The sequence below is a fragment of the Aeromonas sp. 160P genome, assembly GCF_055193095.1.
Genome location: NZ_JBUXKV010000001.1, coordinates 2,000,588 through 2,020,063, shown reverse-complemented (window position 1 = coordinate 2,020,063; position 19,476 = coordinate 2,000,588). Strand labels below are relative to the sequence as shown.

Annotated in this window: 18 protein-coding genes and 1 pseudogene; 3 read left to right on the top strand and 16 right to left on the bottom strand. The window is 55.6% G+C overall.

Going from position 1 to position 19,476, the window contains the following annotated elements:
- Window positions 1–56: 56 nt before the first annotated feature.
- From ccmE to ACY8FN_RS09505, 9 genes and pseudogenes are all read right to left on the bottom strand, one after another.
- Window positions 57–548, bottom strand: coding sequence for a cytochrome c maturation protein CcmE (gene ccmE / locus ACY8FN_RS09545; RefSeq protein ID WP_098968855.1), 492 nt, complete (start codon window positions 546–548; stop codon window positions 57–59).
- Window positions 545–751: a heme exporter protein CcmD gene (gene ccmD / locus ACY8FN_RS09540; RefSeq protein ID WP_101317281.1), complete on the bottom strand. Its 207-nt coding sequence runs from the start codon at window positions 749–751 to the stop codon at window positions 545–547. Before ccmD ends, ccmE begins: the two co-directional genes overlap by 4 nt.
- Before the next feature lie 2 nt (window positions 752–753).
- A complete protein-coding gene (locus tag ACY8FN_RS09535; protein WP_098968854.1) occupies window positions 754–1,494 on the bottom strand; it encodes a heme ABC transporter permease in 741 nt (246 codons plus the stop codon).
- Between the two features lie 170 nt (window positions 1,495–1,664).
- Window positions 1,665–2,333, bottom strand: coding sequence for a heme exporter protein CcmB (gene ccmB / locus ACY8FN_RS09530; protein WP_042020690.1), 669 nt, complete (start codon window positions 2,331–2,333; stop codon window positions 1,665–1,667).
- A 4-nt stretch (window positions 2,334–2,337) separates the two neighbouring features.
- Window positions 2,338–2,988 carry a cytochrome c biogenesis heme-transporting ATPase CcmA gene (gene ccmA / locus ACY8FN_RS09525; protein ID WP_042020688.1) on the bottom strand — a complete coding sequence of 217 codons (651 nt, stop codon included), beginning with the start codon at window positions 2,986–2,988 and terminating at the stop codon, window positions 2,338–2,340.
- A gap of 550 nt (window positions 2,989–3,538) precedes the next feature.
- Window positions 3,539–4,027, bottom strand: coding sequence for a hypothetical protein (locus ACY8FN_RS09520; RefSeq protein ID WP_463099850.1), 489 nt, complete (start codon window positions 4,025–4,027; stop codon window positions 3,539–3,541).
- A 121-nt stretch (window positions 4,028–4,148) separates the two neighbouring features.
- Window positions 4,149–4,289: pseudogene (locus ACY8FN_RS09515) on the bottom strand (IS30 family transposase); the annotation flags it as partial.
- Between the two features lie 173 nt (window positions 4,290–4,462).
- On the bottom strand, window positions 4,463–5,044 hold the full coding sequence (locus ACY8FN_RS09510; protein WP_463099849.1) for a DUF1349 domain-containing protein: 582 nt from the start codon (window positions 5,042–5,044) through the stop codon (window positions 4,463–4,465).
- A 228-nt stretch (window positions 5,045–5,272) separates the two neighbouring features.
- Window positions 5,273–5,620, bottom strand: a complete 348-nt coding sequence (locus ACY8FN_RS09505) for a YcgJ family protein (RefSeq protein WP_463099848.1) — start codon at window positions 5,618–5,620, stop codon at window positions 5,273–5,275.
- A gap of 713 nt (window positions 5,621–6,333) precedes the next feature.
- Here ACY8FN_RS09505 and ACY8FN_RS09500 point away from each other — a divergent pair.
- Together ACY8FN_RS09500 and ACY8FN_RS09495 are read left to right on the top strand one after the other, a co-directional pair.
- Window positions 6,334–7,200 carry an EcsC family protein gene (locus ACY8FN_RS09500; RefSeq protein WP_463099847.1) on the top strand — a complete coding sequence of 289 codons (867 nt, stop codon included), beginning with the start codon at window positions 6,334–6,336 and terminating at the stop codon, window positions 7,198–7,200.
- A 37-nt stretch (window positions 7,201–7,237) separates the two neighbouring features.
- Complete coding sequence (locus ACY8FN_RS09495) at window positions 7,238–8,452, top strand: IS256-like element ISAs3 family transposase (protein WP_463099048.1); 1,215 nt, start codon at window positions 7,238–7,240, stop codon at window positions 8,450–8,452.
- A gap of 221 nt (window positions 8,453–8,673) precedes the next feature.
- Here ACY8FN_RS09495 and thrC read toward each other — a convergent pair whose 3' ends face one another.
- From thrC to ACY8FN_RS09475, 4 genes are all read right to left on the bottom strand, one after another.
- Window positions 8,674–9,948, bottom strand: a complete 1,275-nt coding sequence (thrC, locus tag ACY8FN_RS09490; protein WP_463099846.1) for a threonine synthase — start codon at window positions 9,946–9,948, stop codon at window positions 8,674–8,676.
- Window positions 9,945–10,940 (bottom strand): homoserine kinase, encoded by a 996-nt coding sequence (gene thrB / locus ACY8FN_RS09485; RefSeq protein ID WP_463099845.1) that lies wholly within the window; start codon window positions 10,938–10,940, stop codon window positions 9,945–9,947. The genes thrC and thrB overlap by 4 nt, the downstream gene beginning before the upstream one ends.
- A gap of 2 nt (window positions 10,941–10,942) precedes the next feature.
- On the bottom strand, window positions 10,943–13,420 hold the full coding sequence (gene thrA / locus ACY8FN_RS09480) for a bifunctional aspartate kinase/homoserine dehydrogenase I (RefSeq protein ID WP_463099844.1): 2,478 nt from the start codon (window positions 13,418–13,420) through the stop codon (window positions 10,943–10,945).
- 263 nt (window positions 13,421–13,683) lie between these two features.
- On the bottom strand, window positions 13,684–14,388 hold the full coding sequence (locus ACY8FN_RS09475) for a tRNA/rRNA methyltransferase (RefSeq protein ID WP_148610611.1): 705 nt from the start codon (window positions 14,386–14,388) through the stop codon (window positions 13,684–13,686).
- Window positions 14,389–14,572: 184 nt separating this feature from the next.
- Between ACY8FN_RS09475 and aceK the strand changes: the two genes are divergently transcribed.
- Complete coding sequence (gene aceK / locus ACY8FN_RS09470; RefSeq protein ID WP_463099843.1) at window positions 14,573–16,300, top strand: bifunctional isocitrate dehydrogenase kinase/phosphatase; 1,728 nt, start codon at window positions 14,573–14,575, stop codon at window positions 16,298–16,300.
- 78 nt (window positions 16,301–16,378) lie between these two features.
- Here aceK and tesB read toward each other — a convergent pair whose 3' ends face one another.
- The 3 genes from tesB to ACY8FN_RS09455 form a co-directional block, all read right to left on the bottom strand.
- A complete protein-coding gene (gene tesB / locus ACY8FN_RS09465; protein WP_042020670.1) occupies window positions 16,379–17,245 on the bottom strand; it encodes an acyl-CoA thioesterase II in 867 nt (288 codons plus the stop codon).
- A 148-nt stretch (window positions 17,246–17,393) separates the two neighbouring features.
- Window positions 17,394–18,581, bottom strand: coding sequence for a mannonate dehydratase (gene uxuA, locus ACY8FN_RS09460; protein ID WP_463099842.1), 1,188 nt, complete (start codon window positions 18,579–18,581; stop codon window positions 17,394–17,396).
- A gap of 83 nt (window positions 18,582–18,664) precedes the next feature.
- A complete protein-coding gene (locus ACY8FN_RS09455) occupies window positions 18,665–19,435 on the bottom strand; it encodes an FCD domain-containing protein (RefSeq protein WP_139691333.1) in 771 nt (256 codons plus the stop codon).
- Between the last annotated feature and the right edge of the window lie 41 nt (window positions 19,436–19,476).

The following is a 19,476-nucleotide window of genomic DNA, read 5'->3' as shown; positions in this document are numbered from 1 at the left end:
GACAACAGCCGCATCACGAACGGCAAGCAGAGCAGAAAAGGCAAACACCGCAGGGATCACGGCTTGGCTCCCTTCAACTGCGCCTCGGTATATTCGGGCTTGAAATGCATGCCATTGGTGGCATCGGCCACTTCCGGCGGCATGTAGTTTTCATCATGCTTGGCCAGCACCTCGAACGCCTCCACTGTCGTGGCATCCTTGAGGGTGCCCTGCGCGACAATGCCCTGCCCTTCGCGGAACAGATCCGGCAGGATGCCGTCAAACTCGACGGTCACCAAATGACCACCGTTATCCACCAGCTTGAACGCCACCTTGAGGCTCTGGGGATCCCGCTGCACCGAGCCTGGCACCACCAGTCCACCAATGCGCAGACGCTGCCCCTCTTCCGGCTTGATCTTGTCCGGTCCCTTGCCTTGCACCAGCTCGCTCGGGGTATAGAAGAGGTCGATATTCTGGCTGAGGGCATAGAGGATCAGCCCAATCACCAGGGCGCAACCTGTGCTGATCGCCAAGATGATGGTGAGGCGTTTTTTGCGTCTCGGGTTCATAGGGTGTTCTCCATCTGCCGGGCCGCCATGCGACGAGCCTCACTGGCCTGTTTGCTACGCAACTCCCCCAGCAGGCTGCGGGTCTTGATACGAGTCGAAATGATGATGCCGATCAGGCAAGCGAACGTGACACCAAACGATAACCAGACATAAAAGGCGTAACCGCCCATCGCCATAAAGTCACTGAAAGAGGCAAAGTGCATGCTTACTTCTCCTGCTCGGCAAGCTGTTTGACCCAGGGGCGGTGCCACTCCCGCATCAACAGCTCATTGCGAAACCGCATCAGGGTGAGGGCGCCGAGAAACGCGGCAAACGCCAGGATCATGATCAGCAGCGGCCACAGCATCTCGGGGGAAATGGAAGGTTTATCAAACTTGGTGATGCTGGCCCCCTGATGCAGGGTGTTCCACCACTCCACCGAGTAGTGAATGATCGGCAGATTGATCACCCCCACCAGTGCCAGAATGCCAGCGGCACGGCCTGCGACTACCTTGTCGCTGAAGGCGTTGTAGAGGGCGATGACCCCCAGATAGAGGAACAACAGAATAAGCTCGGAGGTCAACCGTGCGTCCCACACCCACCAGGTACCCCACATGGGCTTGCCCCAGGCGGCACCGGTAAAGAGGGCGATAAAGGTGAACACGGCGCCAACCGGCGCAATGGCCGCCACCGTCATGTCCGCCATCCGCAGTTGCCACACCAGACCGATAAAGGCAGCCACCGCCATGGTGGAGTAGGCCCCCATGGAGAGAATGGCGGAAGGCACATGGATATAGATGATCCGGAAGGAATCCCCCTGCTGGTAATCCGCAGGCGCAAACGCCAATCCCCAGACGGTCCCTATCACAAACGAGAGCAGACTAATCACCGCAAACCAGGGCAACAGGGTACCGGCCAGCTGATAGGCCCGCTCCGGTTTGGCATAAGGGTGCAACCATTTCCACATAGCTCACAAAACCTTTTGTTATTAATCGTTTGGCGAGGCCTACCATACCGACCACGGGGCGGCATCAAATACCCCGAAAGCAATAAGCGGCACTATCCTTGATCCATCGCAACTTTATTTTTCAGAACAATGCTCCGTACGGAGCCACCTCTCTCTTGCCCAACCCATCATCAGTTAAGACTGACCCGCAATGCCGCCGACACGGCCAGCGGCGTCAGCGTCAGGGCGCCAACCAACATGGCTGCCAAGATGGCAAGTTGTCCGCCATAGGGCAAGTGCATTCCCGCTGCATCGATGGCAGAGGTAGCAAAAATCAATACCGGAATATAGAGCGGCAGGATCAGCAGACTGAGCAGCACCCCGCCCTTGCGCAGCCCCACCGTCAGGGCAACGCCCACCGCCCCCAGCAAACTCAGCACCGGCGTGCCCAGTGCCAGCGTCGCGACCACCGCCAGATAGGTGTTCATATCCAGCGACAGCAAGATCGCCAGCAAGGGTGAGATCAGCAGCAGCGGCAATCCGGTCAGCAGCCAGTGAGCAACCACTTTCGCCAGCGCCAGCAATCCCAGTGGATGGGGCATCAGCATCATCTGCTCCAGCGCGCCATCACTGAAGTCATCGCGAAACAGCCGCTCCAGCGACAACATCGCCGCCAACAGCGCCGCCACCCAGATAATGCCGGGGGCAATGCGGGCCAGCAGCTTGGGCTCCGGGCCAATTCCTAACGGAAACAGGGTAATAACGATGAGGAAAAACCACAGCGGATTGAGAATGTCGGAACGCTGGCGCAGAGCCATCAGCAGTTCACGGCGGATCAGGTGCATTGCGGCGCGCAACATAGGGTTACTCCTGCAACAAGGGCGTCAAGGAGAAGGGGGTCAGCGACAGGGTTTTCAGCCGTCCCTGCATCAGGGTCAGATCCTGATGGGTAGTGAGGATCACCATGCCGCCCCGATCTGCGTGGGCCAAAAACAGCTGTTCCAGCACCTTGACCCCCTGCTTGTCGATGGCGGTAAAGGGTTCATCCAGGATCCAGAGCGCCGGTTTGGCTGACAACCAAAGCCGCGCCAAGGCCACCCGACGTTGCTGACCAGCGGAAAGCTGCCCGGTTGGATGCTCTTCAAAACCGGCGAGCCCAACCCGTGCCAATATCTGCCAAAGGTCGGCATCCGCATCTGCAGGATGATGTAACTGCTGGTAGAAGGTCAGGTTTTCAAAGGGCGTCAGGGCCGCTTTGACACCGGGCTGATGGCCCAGATAGAGCAGATCGGCATGATATTCATCACGACAGTGACGAATATTCTCCCCATTCCAGCACACCTCACCGGCAAACGGCTGTGACAGCCCAGTCAACAACCGCAACAGGCTGGTCTTGCCAACCCCGTTGGGGCCTTCAATTTGCACCAGATCGCCGGGTGAAACCGAGAAAGAGAGATGTTCAAACAGAGTGCGATCTTCGCGCACGCAGCTCAGATTGTGAACTTGAAGCAGCATGGGGATAGTTTCAGAGACAATGAAGCGGCCTGCATCTTAACACAGTATTGGGATACGTCTTTTCAAAGATGCAACAATTGAGCGGACTGGCGATCAGGATCACAAACCAAAATGCACCCACTACCAGCCACTTAACGCGACCAGAAACAGCGCCGATCCTGCCATGCAGATCCGCCTTTCTGACTCCTCACCCGCCATCTTGGTGTCGAGTGGTTGGGAGTTGGATGGGGCGAGTTGGATGGGGGTTGGACACCCACCTTTTCCTTTTCGCCCAGACGCTGACAATCAATGCGTCTTGCTCAAAAAGAGGGGTGTCCTTGATGTTGCTTTGCCTTGGTTTTGCTTGAGCACCTGATGCTCGGGGGGATGACCTAACGTCATGCAAAGTGAGTGTCAAAGCGAGCAATCATCGCAGGCATGAGCAGTGAATATTTGGCTGCGGTTTTGACGGTCGGCATTTAAAAACTGACTGCTAGCGAACAACATATTCATGCTCTCGCCCTGCCTCCTATGCACCATAAATGTTGCACTTACTATCTGGATTCATGCCTTACCCACCATAAGGGGTGCAATACTTTTGATATATCGAACTGGCGCTACTCGCACTATTGCTGGCGAAATCAAGCGCCACAACAAATGGACGATAATCACTCTTATCCTGTTCCAATTTAGCCTGGCCACAATAATACCGACCAGCACGGCCGCTCACCGCATACAGATTACGATATGCCAGACTCATGTGTTGTTTATTATCATGGATTGTCTTTATCGCCGAGGGATCACTCTGCATTGCCTGTAATATAGCCTCAGCACTGTCAAAATAGCCTTTTTGGAAGTTATCTTCGACCTGCTTTCGCTCGCTGCTGGAAACCGTGGCCTTTACCCGATCAGGATATTGATCGAATCGCGTCATATGTTTTTGAAAACTGCTCAAGTCATCATAAGAGAGCTTGATGACCTGATAGCTTTTCGCATAGGAACACCCGCACAACGCAGTAGTCATCAATAAAACCACACCCATTTTTTTTAACTTATACATATATCCACACTCAGCACTAATAATTAATCGGATGTTTGTTACCACTTGCTACTATTTTTCATCAAAATTCACTTTGCATAGATTCTAAATGGTGGCGGTTTCAGGAGCTGAGTGCAACACGCTATTGGATTACTATCACCTCTGTCATCACTGCAATCGGGCACTTCCAGCTAAATCGTTTACACGGTCGAATATTCATCAGGTAGGCAATTTCATCCTGTTGTGCCTGATTATTGACCGACCAGTCTGCTCCCTTGGGCAAAACTGCCGCCGCCACCCGTTTGTTGGATAAAAGTTGTTGGAGACAAGCTTGCTGGACACCCACCTTTTCCCTTTCACCCAGACGCTGGCAATCAATGCGTCTTGCTAAAAACGATGGGTCTCCTTGATATTGGCCACTCGATGTTTGCCAATACATCGGCAACAACCGCTGGCCTAGCTCAAATCATGGAGCGCCTTGCCAAGGGGCGGTGTGAGGCGCAGATCCGAGAAGTGCACCGCCAGCCCCTGTCGCTCCGGCGTGCAGCACATCACCCCGACAAAGCAGCGCTCGCTGGGCGGGAACGGGGCGAGGCGCAGCAGCGGCCACACCTTGCCATCAGTGGAATATTGCAGGCGCAGGCAGTCGGCCAGCCGGGTCAGCCGCAGCCAGAAGCGGCGTGGATTGCCGCTGAAAATACCGGTAGCCCAATCAGAGCGCGGATTGGTCAGCACGCTGCCGATCATCGGCTGGGCATCGTTGTACTCGATCCCCGCTTTGAGCCAGTGCGCGTCGTCTTGCAGCAGCATCAATCCCGCCTGATCGTAGAGGGTGGTGAACTCCCCCTCGACGCAGACCTGAAAGGTAAACTCCCCCGCCACCTCGCAGCCATAGAGATGCCCGCTGTGGCGCTCAAAACCATACCAGGTGCTGCGCCAAAAATCGGTCTGCTGGTCTGTCACCACCTGCAAGCCATCGCTGGTCTGGCGCCACTCGGTCGGCTCATTGAGCCAGCGCCACTCTTGCTCTTCCATCATCCTGCTCTACTCCCTTTTATCCCGCGAACTCCCGCACAAATGCAGCTTGCCAACGGCCTCGTCCGGTAACGACAGGTCATGGCTGCGCCGCTGCGGAACCCAAAAAAGGAGTCAATAGTGTCGCCATTGCCGCCCCGATACAAGCCTTGTGCACCCACCCTGCATCTGGCTTGGCAATCGGGCAACAAAAAGGGGAGCCATGCTCCCCCGTTGCAAACCGTGGCGCCGTTACTTGCTCTTTTTGAATAGCATGGCGGTGTATTTGCTCTCTTTGGTGCGTGGAAAGTAGCGATCCTTGTAACACTGCTTTTCACTGCTCTCGCAGTGCACACCATTGCTCAAGGTGTAGCTGCCCATATCGACCCCGTCGGTCGCACCGAACATTTTCACCAGTTTGTCTTGCGCTTTGTCGCCCAGATGGATCTGGGTCAACCCCATGGAGATCCCCTGCTGGTCGGCGCAATAGCCCCCCTTCTTATCGCACAACACACCCGACTCGGGGGAGAAAACCGCAGGAGCGGCCTGAGCGGCCCCGGTCAGCAGCAGAGCAATTAGTGCTACAGATACATTTGTCATTTAAACACCTCAATTAACCTTATAAATCAAAGTGTTAATCTATCACCCAAATCCAATAGCAACCAGCTATGCTGCCCCGCAGCCTGCCCTGTGGAATAACCGGCAGAGCCACCATCTGCAGGTACCACCCGGCAAAGCGCCAGCCAGCACCACTGCCACTCGTTTATGGCGCTGGTACATAGCGCGCGGATGCTCAGATAGCTACGTCACGTTGTGACCGGTGAGGCCAGAAAATGTCATTGCAAGAGAACCGGCAGAGCCTATTGAACCAGCCGTGAGGTCCATCTTGATGGTCCATGGCACATATTGGATGCAGGTATCCATGGGCGGTAGCCTGGGTTTTCGTGGGATGACGTAGTGATCAAAAAGGTGGGTGTCCCATTTTTCGCCAACCCCAATAAAATCAAGGGCCATGGGAATCCTGCGCCTTGCCACAGCGATTTATTGAGCCAGCGCATAAAACATGAATTTTCCGATAGTTACGTCACTCTTTGACTGGTGAGACAAGACTCGATTGGCTTAACATGGCCATCCGGTGCCTACTCATCTGCGATGGGCCACTGCCCTCGCTGGTTAATGGAGCATATTGGAAGCTGTAATCCACGGGCGGTAGCGTGGGTTTTGGTGGCGTTACGCCTCACCCAAAAAGGTGGGTGTCCCAAATTTAAAATTTCGGTTCCAAATTTCGGTTAATATAAATAAGGATTATTAAAATGATTTTTGAAGAAAAAGATATGAGAGATTTGGAGAAAGCAGTAAATTTATTGGAGCAAGATACAATCACAGAAAAAATGACTCAGGTTGTTGGAAAACCAATAGATTACTTGATGAGTAAGCTCCCTAAAGGTACTGAAAAACAAATTCACAACCTAGTAGAAAAAGCACTTCACAAGGCTGCAGACGCGGCTCTGGGGAGCTTAGACAATGAGCCAAATCGCGAAGCATCAACTAAAACAAATAAGCTTTTTGCTGCTGTTTCTGGGGCTGTAGGTGGAGCTTTCGGCTTTACTGCACTAGCTATTGAACTACCAATTTCAACGACAATCATGCTTCGTTCAGTTGCTGACATAGCGAGAAGTGAAGGTTTTGATTTAGAAAAAGTAGAGACGAAGCAGGCTTGTCTAGAGGTGTTTGCCTTAGGTGGGCCATCTGAGGGGGATGATGCTGTCGAAACTGCATACTATGCAACAAGAAGCTTTACCGCTGAGGCTATGCAGATACTGTCCAAAGAACTTGCAGAGATCGCTGCAAGACAAGCATCAGCAAATGCATTTAAAAAATTAACACCAGCACAAACAGGGAAGTGGCTAGCTTCTTTAATAGAAAAAATTGCTGCAAGGTTCGGTGTGGTCATCACAGAAAAGGCGGCAGCACAAGCAGTACCGATTATAGGTGCTGTTGCAGGAGCTACATTAAACGCAATGTTCACCGACTATTACCAAGATATGGCTCGTGGTCATTTTATTATTAAACGGCTTGAAAATAAGTATGGCTTTGAGCTGGTGAAAGCTGAATATACAAGAGTTTCAAGTCTTGCTATGGGAGCCTGTAAATCCAATTGTGTAACCGCCCACGAATAAGTAACTTTTTCAAAAGGATACCTTCGTGGGTAAGCAAATGGACCAAGACAAACTCAAAGCACTGGCCGCTGAGCTGGCCAAAGACATCAAATCTGAAAAAGATCTCGGCACACTCACCCAACAGCTGATCAAGCTCACCGTGGAGACCGCGCTCAATGCCGAGATGGACGAGCATCTGGGCTACGAGAAACACGCCCCACAAGGCCGCGGGACCGGCAACAATCGCAATGGCTATTCCACCAAGCGCCTAAAAGGCCACCATGGAGAGGTCACCATCCAGGCGCCTCGTGACCGTAACGCCTCCTTCGAGCCTCAGTTTGTCCGCAAGGGGCAGTCACGCCTGACCCAGATGGACGACCAGATCCTCGCCCTCTACGCCAAGGGCTTGAGTACGCGGGATATAGTGGACGCGTTCAAAGAGATGTATGACGCCGACATCTCGGCGGGGCTGGTATCGAAGGTGACCGAACGCGTCATCGAGCAGGTCCACGAATGGCAAAACCGGCCGCTGGATCCGCTCTATCCCATCGTCTATCTGGACTGCATTGTGCTGAAGATCCGCGCGAACCAGCGGGTGATCAACAAGTCGCTCTATCTGGCACTGGGCATCAATATGGAGGGGCACAAGGAGCTGTTGGGCCTGTGGCTGGCCGAGACCGAAGGGGCAAAGTTCTGGCTGTCGGTCCTGACCGAGCTGAAGAACCGCGGCCTGGAAGACATCCTGATCGCGTGTGTGGATGGTCTCAAGGGCTTCCCTGATGCCATTGCTGTGGAATATCCTCAAACCAAGGTGCAACTGTGTATCGTCCACATGGTCCGCAACTCGTTGCGCTACGTCTCCTGGAAGGACTACAAGGCGGTGACGGCTGAACTGAAGCAGATCTACCAGTCTGCGACGGAGCGTGAGGCTAAGCAGGCGCTGGCGGCCTTCGGCGAACGCTGGGATAGCCAGTACCCGCAGATAGCGCGTTCCTGGCAGAGTCACTGGGTTAATCTGATCACGCTGTTCGATTATCCCCCCGCGATCCGGAAGGTGATCTACACCACCAATGCGATCGAGTCACTGAACAGCGTGCTGCGCAAAGCGACCAAACAACGGAAGCTCTTCCCGACCGATGAGTCGGCGCTCAAAGTGGCGTTTCTCGCGATACAGCAGGCCTCCAAGAAATGGACCATGCCGATCCAGAATTGGAAGCCGGCCCTGAATCGCTTTATTATCGAGTTCGGTGATCGCCTGAACGGTCACCTGTAATGGAGTGGGCAGTTACACAGAATTATTTACAGGCTCTGCTATGGCCTAACAAATGCTTCAAGAGGGGCTGCACGTAGGCTCGATTAGCGAAGCGTAATCGGACGCTCGCGATACAAATATTTCGTGATATTGCCAGTTGCCTTTAGATACCGACTTTCACCCACAAAAATCCCCCATTACTGGGGGATTTTTATTTCTATCGGTTAGCTCGCGGCCAAGGCTTAGCCCACCAAAAACTCCCTTAACCGGGCAAACTCCGCTGGCAAATTAACGGAGAGCAGCGGCAGCTCGGCGTGTTTGGCGAGCGGGCTAGGCAGCGGCACATCGAGACCCAAGATCTCGTCCACCGACTCCTTGAACTTGGCGGGATGGGCGGTGCAGAGGAACACCCCCACTTCGTCCTCGGCCAGCTGCTCGCCCAGCAGATCCCAGGCAATGGCGCCGTGGGGCTCGCAGAGGTAATCCAGCTGATGCAGGCGTTTCAGCGCATCACGGGTTTCGGCATCGTTACGCATGCCAGAACCCAAGGTCTCCAGCGCCCAGCCTTCACGGCGGCACAGCTCCTCTACCCTAGGCCAGTTGTTGGGGCGGCTGACATCCATGGCGTTCGACAGGGTGGCCACTGTCTGGTGCGGCTGCCACTGACCGGTTTTCAGGTAGCGCGGCACTGTATCGTTGGCGTTGGTGGCGGCGATAAAGCGCTTCACCGGCAGCCCCAGCGCCTTGGCAATCAGGCCTGCGGTGAGGTTGCCAAAGTTGCCGGACGGCACGCTGATAACCGCCTTGGCACGGTCGGCTTTGGGCAACTGGGCCAGCGCTTCGAAGTAGTAGCAAACCTGCGCCAGCAGACGGCTGATATTGATGGAGTTGGCGGAGTTGAGGCCAATGGCCTTTTTCAGCGCCTCGTCGTCAAAGGCATCTTTCACCAGCGCCTGACAGGCATCGAAGTCGCCGTCGATGGCGATGGTGCGGATATTGCCGCCGAGGGTGCAGAAGAGCTTCTCCTGCAAGGGGCTGATCTTGCCCTTCGGGTAAAGGATCACCACTTCGATCCCCTCCAGCCCGAAGAAGGCGTGGGCCACGGCGGCGCCGGTGTCGCCGGAGGTGGCGGTGAGTATGGTGATCTTGTCATTTGTTCTAAAGGTGGCGAGACACTGAGCCATAAAGCGGCCGCCGAAATCCTTGAATGCCAGGGTCGGGCCGTGGAACAGCTCAAGGGCATAAGTGCCATCTTTGAGCTTCACCAGCGGCGCCGGGAAAGTGAAAGCAGCGTTGATAAGCTCGCTGACTTTGGCGGCGGGCACTTCGTCCCCCAGCAGGTGGCTGATGATGCGGGCAGAGCGTTCGGCCAGCGGCAGATCGAGCAGGGCATCTACATCGGCCAGCGGTGCAATCACTTCGGGGAAGAAGAGTCCCTGATCGCGGCCCAGACCCTGACGCACCGCCTGCGCGAAGCTCACCTGTTCGCTGTTGTCCTTGATATTGTAAAGATTCATAGCTCGCTTCCTGTTACCCGTGCCCCGGCCATGTCCAGTTTGCAGACCCGGGCAAATCCATCTTCGTTCTGCACGAAATGTGCTTCCATCCAATCTTTCATCCGCTCGGCCTGCGCCAGATCCTTCATCACCACAAACACGGTGGGACCGGAGCCGGAGATACCGGTAGCCAGCGCCCCGTTCTGGGCCGCCTGCGCCCGCACCTCGGCAAAGCCTTCAATCAGCGCCGCGCGGTAAGGTTCGGCAATCACGTCTTTCAATACGCTGGCGGCCAACCCTTCTTGCCCGGTGTAGCTGGCGTGAACAAAGGCAGCCAAGCGGCGGCCATAGGTGAGGCAATCCTGACGGCGATATTGGGCCGGCAGAATGGCGCGGGCGGCGGCAGTCGACACCACTGTGCCCGGGTAGCAGACCACCCAGTACCACTGCTCGAACACCGGAATGCCCTGGCTGATGACGCCGTGCTCTTCCAGCACCAGCTGCATGCCGCCCAGATAACAGGGGGCCACGTTGTCGTAGTGGACGGAACCGGAGATGCGCCCTTCCATCTCCCCCATCAGCAGCAGCATGTCGTGCTCATTAAGCGGCGCGCCGTGGAAGGCGTTGAGCCCTTCAAGGGCCGCCACCACGCTACAGGCGCTAGAACCCAGACCCGAACCGACCGGCAGGTTCTTCTCCAGCACCATTTCGAGCGGCTTGAGTGTCAGGCCGCGCTTCTCCAGCGCCTCGCCATAGGCCACCCAGCAGTCGAACAGGATATTCTTTTTCGGATCGTCCGGCAGCTTGTGGGCGTAGCGGCCCACGGATGAGAGCGCAAACGCTACGTCAGCCGCTTTCACCTGCACCCGATCGCCGAGCAGAGAGCCATCCACAGGGGCGAGCGCCGCCCCCAGTACATCGAATCCCACGCTCAGGTTGGCGCTGGAGGCGGGGGCGTAGGCAACCACGCTGCCGCCTTCAGTCATATAAGAGGGGTACATGTCTGAACTCATGCTTATAGCTCCTGCTTCCAGTTCTGGGTGCGCAGCACGTCGGCAAAGACGCCCGCCGCAGTCACTTCGGTACCAGCGCCATAGCCGCGCAGCACCAGCGGGATCGGTTGGTAGTAGGTGGAGAAGAAGGCGAGCGCGTTTTCCCCATCTTTGACCTTGAACAGCGGCTCATCGCCACCGACCGCCTTGATGGCGACCTTGCACTTGCCACCTTCAATCGACCCCACATAGCGCAGCACCTTGCCCTCACGCTGGGCCGCGGCGAACTGGTCGCGGAACCAGCCGTCGGCCTCCGGCAAACGGGCCATAAAGGCTTCTACATCGCCACTCACATCGAAGCCGGGCGGCAGTGCCTGCTCCACTTCGACATCGGAGAGCTCCAGCGCCATGCCCGCCTCACGAGCCAGGATCAGCAGCTTGCGCGCCACATCCATGCCGTTGAGATCGTCGCGGGGATCCGGCTCGGTAAAGCCGTTGCCGCGGGCGATCTTGGTCGCCTCGGAGAAGGCCATACCTTCATCCAGCTTGCCGAAGATAAAGGAGAGGGAGCCGGAGAGGATGCCGTCGAAGGCACGCAGCTTGTCACCGGCCTTGATCAGGTTCTGCAGGTTCTCGATAACCGGCAGGCCCGCACCGACGTTGGTTTCATAGAGGAACTTGCGGCGAGTCTGGCGAGCGGTGCGGCGCAGCGCCTTGTAGTAATCGAGCGAGCCGGTGTTGGCCTTCTTGTTCGGAGTGACCACATGGAAACCGGCGGCCAGGAAGTCGGCATACTGGACGGCCACCGCCTCGGAGGAGGTGCAGTCGACGATCACCGGGTTGATGATATGGCTATCTTCCACCAGCTTTTTCACCCCTTCCAGCGAGAAGCTGTCGCGGGCTTCCACCAGCTGTTCACGCCAGTTGGCGAGGTTCAGGCCATCCTTGTTGACCGCCATCTGGCGGCTGTTGGCGATGCCGACCACGCGAAGGCCAGTGCCCTGCTCGGCCAGCACCGGTTGCTGGCGGGCAATCTGATCCACCAGCGCCGCGCCGACGCCGCCGACCCCGACCACAAAGAGGTCGATAAACTGCTGGCTGCCAAAGAAGTTCTGGTGACATGCCTTGATGGCTTCCGCCACCTTGCGATCCCGCACCACGGCGGAGATGGAGCGCTCGCTCGATCCCTGCGCAATGGCGACGATATTGATGGAGGCTTGCGCCAGCGAGGTGAAGAAGCGCGCCGCCATCCCCTTGCTGGTGCGCATGCCGTCACCGATCAGGGAGATGATCGCCAGATCGCTGATGATATCCAGCGGCTCCAGCAGCTGGTTTTTGAATTCCAGCTCGAACTCGCGCTCCAGCACCTTGCGGGTCTTCTCCTGGTCATAGCTGTGGATACAGAAGCTGACGCTGTACTCGGAGGATGACTGGGTGATCAGCACGATACTGACCCCGGCGCGGGAGACGGCGGAGAAGATGCGACCGGCCATGCCGACCATCCCCTTCATACCGGGGCCGGAGACGTTGAACATGCACATGCCGGACAAGTCGGAGATGGCCTTCACTTTCAGGTCATCGTCGCCGCTCTCGGGGCCGATCAGGGTGCCCGCCCCTTGCGGGTTGAAGCTGTTCTTGATGAGGCAGGGAATATGGAACTGGGCCACCGGCGCGATGGTTTTCGGGTGCAGCACCTTGGCGCCGAAGTAGGAGAGCTCCATCGCCTCCTTGTAGGAGAGGGTTTTCAGCAGGTAGGCATCCGGCACCAGACGCGGGTCGCAGCTGTAGCAGCCCTCGACATCAGTCCAGATCTCGCAGCACTCGGCATCGACACAGGCGGCCAGCACGGCGGCGGAGTAGTCGGAGCCGTTGCGGCCCAGTAGCACGGTTTCACCCTTGTCGCTGCCACCGGTAAAGCCCGGCATCAGGTAGAGACATCGCTGCTTTTCTGCCACAACAGGACGTAAGCCCTTGGCGGCAAAGCGCACCCGGGAGGCTTCGATATCGACGTGAGCTTCCAGATAGCCGCCGTCGGTGGCCAGCAACTCTTCCGGTACGATCAGATCCACTTCCAGACCGCGTACCCGCAGCAACTCGTGCATAAAGGCGATGGAGAGGTTTTCGCCACGGCTCAGGATGCGCGCCTGCACGTTGTCCGGGCAGAGGCCCAGCAGACGAATGCCCTGCATCAGCCGCTCAACCTGATCCAGCTCGGCAGTGAGACGGGCCAACAGCGCCTTGTCATCCAGCGCCGGATAGGCCGCCTTCAACCCGGACAGCAGGCGGGAGAAGATACCGTTCACTTCAAACAGGGTGGAACTGGCATCCATGCCGCGGCTGGTCTGCTCCACCAGCGCTACCAGATGATTGGTCACCTTGGCAGGCGCAGACAGCACCAGGGCTACCTGAGATTGGCCGTGGGTATTGACCGCGATATCCGCTACCCGTAAAAAACGCTCTGCATCGGCCAGTGAAGACCCGCCAAATTTCAACACTCTCATCGCTTTCTCTCCCTGTAAATCTATGAAATTAAATCTAAAAACCAATCCAACAAAAAGGCCCGTACTGGGTGGGTACGGGCCTTTTTTGATTTCTGTGCTTGTTCGTCAGCGCATCAACCGGCCCCAGTGCCACCTGTGGTGGTACCGGTAATAATGGTGGTGGTGATGACGTTGGTGAATAACTGCATGACGAACACTCGTTGACGAAGCTGGCTTTTAGCAATACCGCGGCGGGCCTTGGGCTGTCAACTTAAACCTCTTTGCTACTCACGCCCAAATCGGCGCGCAAGGTCTTTGCAGAGCAGGTGGAGCATGTTCAAATCCCGCTGCGGCAGCATGGGTACTCGGTCCATCACCCACTGATGCAGTTTTTCATCCTGCGAAACTCCGAGTTCACCCAGCAATTCTGCTGTTTTGCTTTTCAGCACCCGAACCTGCCCGGCGTTATCAAAATTTTCTGCTACTGCAGCGGCGCCGTCGGCGTTCAGCTCATCCATCAGCTGACTCATCTCGTAGGCGTAGAGCATGATCGCCTGCCCCAGATTGAGCGACGGGTAGCTCACCTTGAGGGGCAGATAGCTGATGAGATCGACCTCGGCCAGCTGCTCGTTGGAGAGCCCCGACTCCTCACAGCCAAAGACGATGGCCACCTTGCCAAGGGAGGGCTTGGCGCGGATCTGCTCGCGGATCTCCCCCGGCGTGAGGTAGTGCTGGTAGCGACCGCGCTCACGGGCAGTGGTAGCGATCACCAGATCCATGTCTGCCAGCGCCTCGGGCAAAGTATCGAACGCCTCGGCCTGGGTCAGGATCTCCTGGGCGCCGTGGGCCACCCAGCTCGCCTCCTCCTCTTCATGTACCCGGCTCGCCACCAGTCGCATGGCATCGAATCCCATGGTTTTCATGGCGCGGGCAGCAGCCCCCACATTCGCAGGACGGGCAGGTGCCACCAGGACAAAATAGAGCTTCATCGGGTTTCCTCACAGGCCAGACGGCCTCTTAAACAGTCGCAAAAACAGGGGCGCAATCTACCGTTTATCCCCGAAAATTGCCACTTGAACAGATGTTTGAATGTTGCCATAGTGGCCAGACGTGTGAACAAATTACACGCAATCCTTCGCGCTATCGGCCCGACAGATCACAAGGAAGAGAGAGATGCAGCAGCCATTGGAACAGGCCGTCGCCGAGACTATCTTGCAACGCTTCGAGTCGTTTTACAGCCGGTTTCTCGAGATAACCCAGGGCAGCAAGAGCCGCTTCGAGAACAGTGACTGGCTGGGGGTGCAGCTCGCCGGACGGGAGCGGATCCGCCTCTATGACCACCATGTGGGGGCCACCGCCAGCTCCATCCGCCAGATGATGGGGGAGCATCACGCCACCCAGGAGCTGCTCAAACGGGTCAAGAGTACCTTCAGCGATCTGCTGCCCCGTTGTGACAACTTCGAGGTGGCGGAGTCCTTCTTCAACTCCGTCTATCGGCGGATCTTTCGCCATCGCAATATCCGCGACGAGAACCTCTATATCCACCCCTTTGTCAGCCGTGGCGAAAAACCTGACTTGAGCGCTTTGCTGCGCATCTATCGCACCGATCTGGCCCACCTGCCGCAGACCTTGAGCCAGCTTTTGGGGGATTACAGCTTCACCCTCCCCTATGAGGACAAGCAGCGGGATATTGTCGACATCCACCGCCATCTTGCCGAGAACGGCCCGCAAATCCTCCATGACGAGCCGTTTGCCATCGAGCTGCTCAAAGAGGTGTTCTACCGCAACAAGGGGGCCTATCTGGTGGGGCTGATCCGGGCCCGGGATCAGGTCTTCCCGTTTATCCTGCCCCTGCTCAGCACCGGCCACAGCATCTATGTCGATACCGTCATCTTCGAGCCGGATCTCGCCTCCATCGTGTTTGGTTTCGCCCGCGCCTACTTTATGGTCTATGCCCGCGAACCGGCACTGTTTGTCGCCTTTCTGCGCCAAATCATGCCCCACAAGCCCGATTACGAGATCTACAACGCCATCGGCTGCCAGAAGCACGGCAAGACCGAGCTCTATCGCCACTACCGTCACCATCTGGCCCAGAGCCGGGATCAGTTCATCATTGCGCCGGGCATCAAGGGGATGGTGATGAGCGTGTTCACCCTCCCCTCCTACGATGTGGTGTTCAAAGTGATCAAGGACGAGTTCACTCCCCCCAAGGATGTGAGCCACGAGCAGGTGAAGGCAAAATACCGGCTGGTAAAACAACACGATCGGGTTGGCCGGATGGCCGATACCCAGGAGTTCACCAACTTCGAGTTTCCGCTGGATCGCATCTCGCCGGAGCTGCTGGCCGAGCTCAAGACGGTGGCGCCGTCGGCCCTTACCATCAGCGACGACAAGCTGGTGATCAAGCACCTCTACACCGAGCGCAAGATGATCCCCCTCAACCTCTATCTCGACAAGGCGGACGAGCAGCAGACCCGGCTCGCGCTGGAGGAGTACGGCAACGCCATCAAGCAGTTGGCGGCGGCCAACATCTTCCCGGGGGACATGCTGTTCAAAAACTTTGGCGTAACCCGTCACGGTCGGGTGGTGTTCTACGACTACGACGAGATCTGCTACATGACGGAGTGCAACTTCCGCCAGATCCCGCCGCCGCGCTACCCCGAGGATGAGCTGTGCGCCGAGCCCTGGTACTCGGTGGCCCCCAACGACATCTTCCCCGAGGAGTTCGCCACCTTCCTGCTGCAAAAGCCATTGGTGCGGGAGATCATGTTGCAGTTGCACAAGGAGATGTTCGACGCCAACTACTGGAAGATGCTGCAGAGCAACATCAAGGTGGGGGTGTTCGAGGATGTCTATCCCTACCGGCGCAAGAAGCGCTTCAAGTATCAGCGCGGCGGCTGATCCCGCATCGCCAACACGAATAGCAGAAATGAAAACGGGGTGGCCCAAGCCACCCCGTTTTGCTAACCGCTGCGCGACTTAACTGCCGCGACGGCGGATCACCCCTTCTTGCATGGTGCTTGCCACCAGCATGCCGTCACGGGTAAAGAACTGGCCGCGCACCAGACCGCGACCGCCGCTGGCGCTCGGGCTGTCTACCACGTAGAGCAGCCAGTCGTCGAAGCGAAAATCCCGGTGGAACCACATTGAGTGGTCGATGGTCGCCACCTGCATCCCAGGCTCCCAGTACGACACCCCGTGGGGCTGCAGGGAAGTGAGCAGGAAGTTGAAGTCGGAGGCATAAGCCAGCAGGTATTTGTGGATCCGCAGATCATCCGGCATCTGGCCATTGGCCTTGAACCAGACGTGGCGCACCGGATCCTGCACCGTCGGCCGAATAGGGTCGACCAGAGTCACCGGGCGCATCTCGATGGGCTGCTCGCAGAGGATCTTGTCCCGCAGGGAGGCCGGGATCAGGTTCTCGTAGGGGCGCACCAGCTCCAACTCGCTCTTGAGCTCTTCCGGCGGGGTGATGCCGGTGGGCATCTGCGCCTGATGCTCGAAGCCGTCGGCGGGCACCTGAAACGAGGCGTTGAGGTAGAAAATCGGCTTGCCGCCCTGAATCGCCTTGACCCGGCGGGTGGAGACGGTCTGGCCGTCGCGGATATTCTCCACGTCATAGACGATGGGACGGGTCACATCCCCCGGACGCAGGAAGTAGGAGTGAAAACTGTGAACCTGACGGCCGCTCTCGACCGTCTGCTTGGCGGCTGACAAGGCCTGCCCCATTACCTGTCCGCCAAACACGGCCCGCAGACCGAGATCCTGGCTCTGGCCCCGAAACAGGCCCTCCTCGATTTTTTCAAGCGCCAGCAACGCCAGCAGCTCATCAAGTACCTTACTCATCGTTCACTCCTCTATCAGAGCCGCACAGGCTAGCAAGAGCTCATCCATGGCGCAATCTTTTGGCTGACGGTTAATGACACCCTAATACAAGAAAGGAGGCTCAATAGCCTCCTTGGTTTATTCACGACTCAACCAGACACAATAATTGTCAGTTATTTGAGAAAAGAGCTTTGGTTATACCCATTTCCAATCCCCTCACTTCGGCCAGCCCTTTAAGACGCCCAATACATGAGTATCCCGGATTCGTTTTCTTTTTCAGATCATCAATCATCTGATGACCATGATCTGGCCGCATGGGAATAAGTCTATTATCACCATTTTTCAGCCGACGCTGTTCTTCACGTACTATTTCCAATACCACATTATACATATCGACATCACCATCAAGGTGAGCCGCTTCGTGGAATGTCTTGGGGTTGTCTTCACGTTTGGTGGAACGTAGATGTGTGAAATAAATACGCTCCCCGTAACGCTTGATCATATCAACCAAATCATTATCCCCACGAACACCATACGAACCGGTACACATGGTAATACCATTGACCTGACTGGGAATTCGGTCAACCAGCCACGCAATATCCTCAATGGTGGAAACAATACGCGGCAACCCCAAGATCGGGCGGGGAGGATCATCCGGATGGACAGCTAAGCGGACGCCTGACTCTTCACACACAGGTACGATTTCATCGAGAAAATAGGCCATGTGCTCCCGCAAACGGTCTTTGTCGATATCCTTGTATTTATCCAACTGTACCTGAAATGCCTCCAGAGTATAGCCCTCTTCGGCACCAGGCAAACCTGCGATAATATTGCGAGTGAGCGTCTCTATTTGCTCCACGCTCATACCGTGAAAATAGCTCAGCGCTTGTTGTTGTTCTTCCTGAGAGTATTCATGAGTCGCGCCAGGACGTTTCAGGATATAGAGCTCAAAAGCAGCAAATGCGATATGATCGAAACGTAGTGCACGGGAACCATCCGGCATCTCAAACTCAAGGTCTGTTCGGGTCCAATCCAGCACCGGCATAAAGTTATAGCAAATAGTATCAATACCACAGGCGGCCAGATTACGGATCGACACTTTATAATTATCAATCCATTGCTGATACTGGCCTGAATGTGTCTTGATCTCTTCATGTACTGGCACACTTTCTACCACAGACCAGGTCAAACCATTTTCTTCGATTAAGGTTTTGCGAGTTAGGATCTCATCCTTACTCCAAATCTGACCATTGGGTATATGGTGCAATGCAGTCACAATGCCCGTTGCGCCAGCCTGTTTTATATCGTTCAAGGTTACCGGGTCATCAGGACCATACCAGCGCCATGTTTGTTCCATATGTTCACCTATATTTTTAATGAAGTGACCCGACCGATACTTTATAAAAGATCGGGACACCGATAATAAAATAAATTTATAGTTTACTGCGAGATGTTATTTCGCCTTGACGGAAATACTGGATAGGAACTGAAGAGATATCCATCAAAGTTGGGGTCATCACTATCAGAAAGCTCCATCAATCTGATTTTTACCTTTTCAAGGTGATGCCACATTGTTTTTTTAGCTGCTTCAGGATCCTTCTTGATCATAGCCGACAGTATTGCTTGGTGATCACCAAACCACTCTTGTCGATATGTCAAATCAGTAATTCTTGCGTGCAATTTTTTCCACATTGGATTATTTTCACGAATATCCCAAGACTGCTTAAACAGCTCAACCAATACACTATTTTGTGTTGCTTCTGCGATAGCTAGATGAAAGATATGGTCGCCTTCCTCACCTTCTCCAGAAATCAAATTTTGTCGTTCCAGCTCCAATGCTTTACGCATTTTTGATATATCATGAGGTGTAGCCTGCAAAGCAGCAAATTCAGCAATATTACTTTCCAACAGCTGTCTTGCTTGTAGCATCTCAAATGGTCCAGCAATGCTTTGAGATACATCAATAGATATGTTGTTTTTCTGCTGAGGTAATTGGATTACATACACGCCAGAACCTTTACGAACCTCAATCAGATTTTCCAATTCCAGCATGATCAATGCTTCTCTAACCACAGTTCTGCCAACACCAAGTTGCTCAGCAATGTCACGTTCTGGTGGTAGACGATCCCCAATTTGGTACTGCCCATCCGACAATTGGTTACGGAGAAACAATCCTACCTCTTGATATGGACGTTTTATTTCAATAGTCATCTGAGTAAAGCCTAGCGATAATAGAAGTAATGTTTGCTATC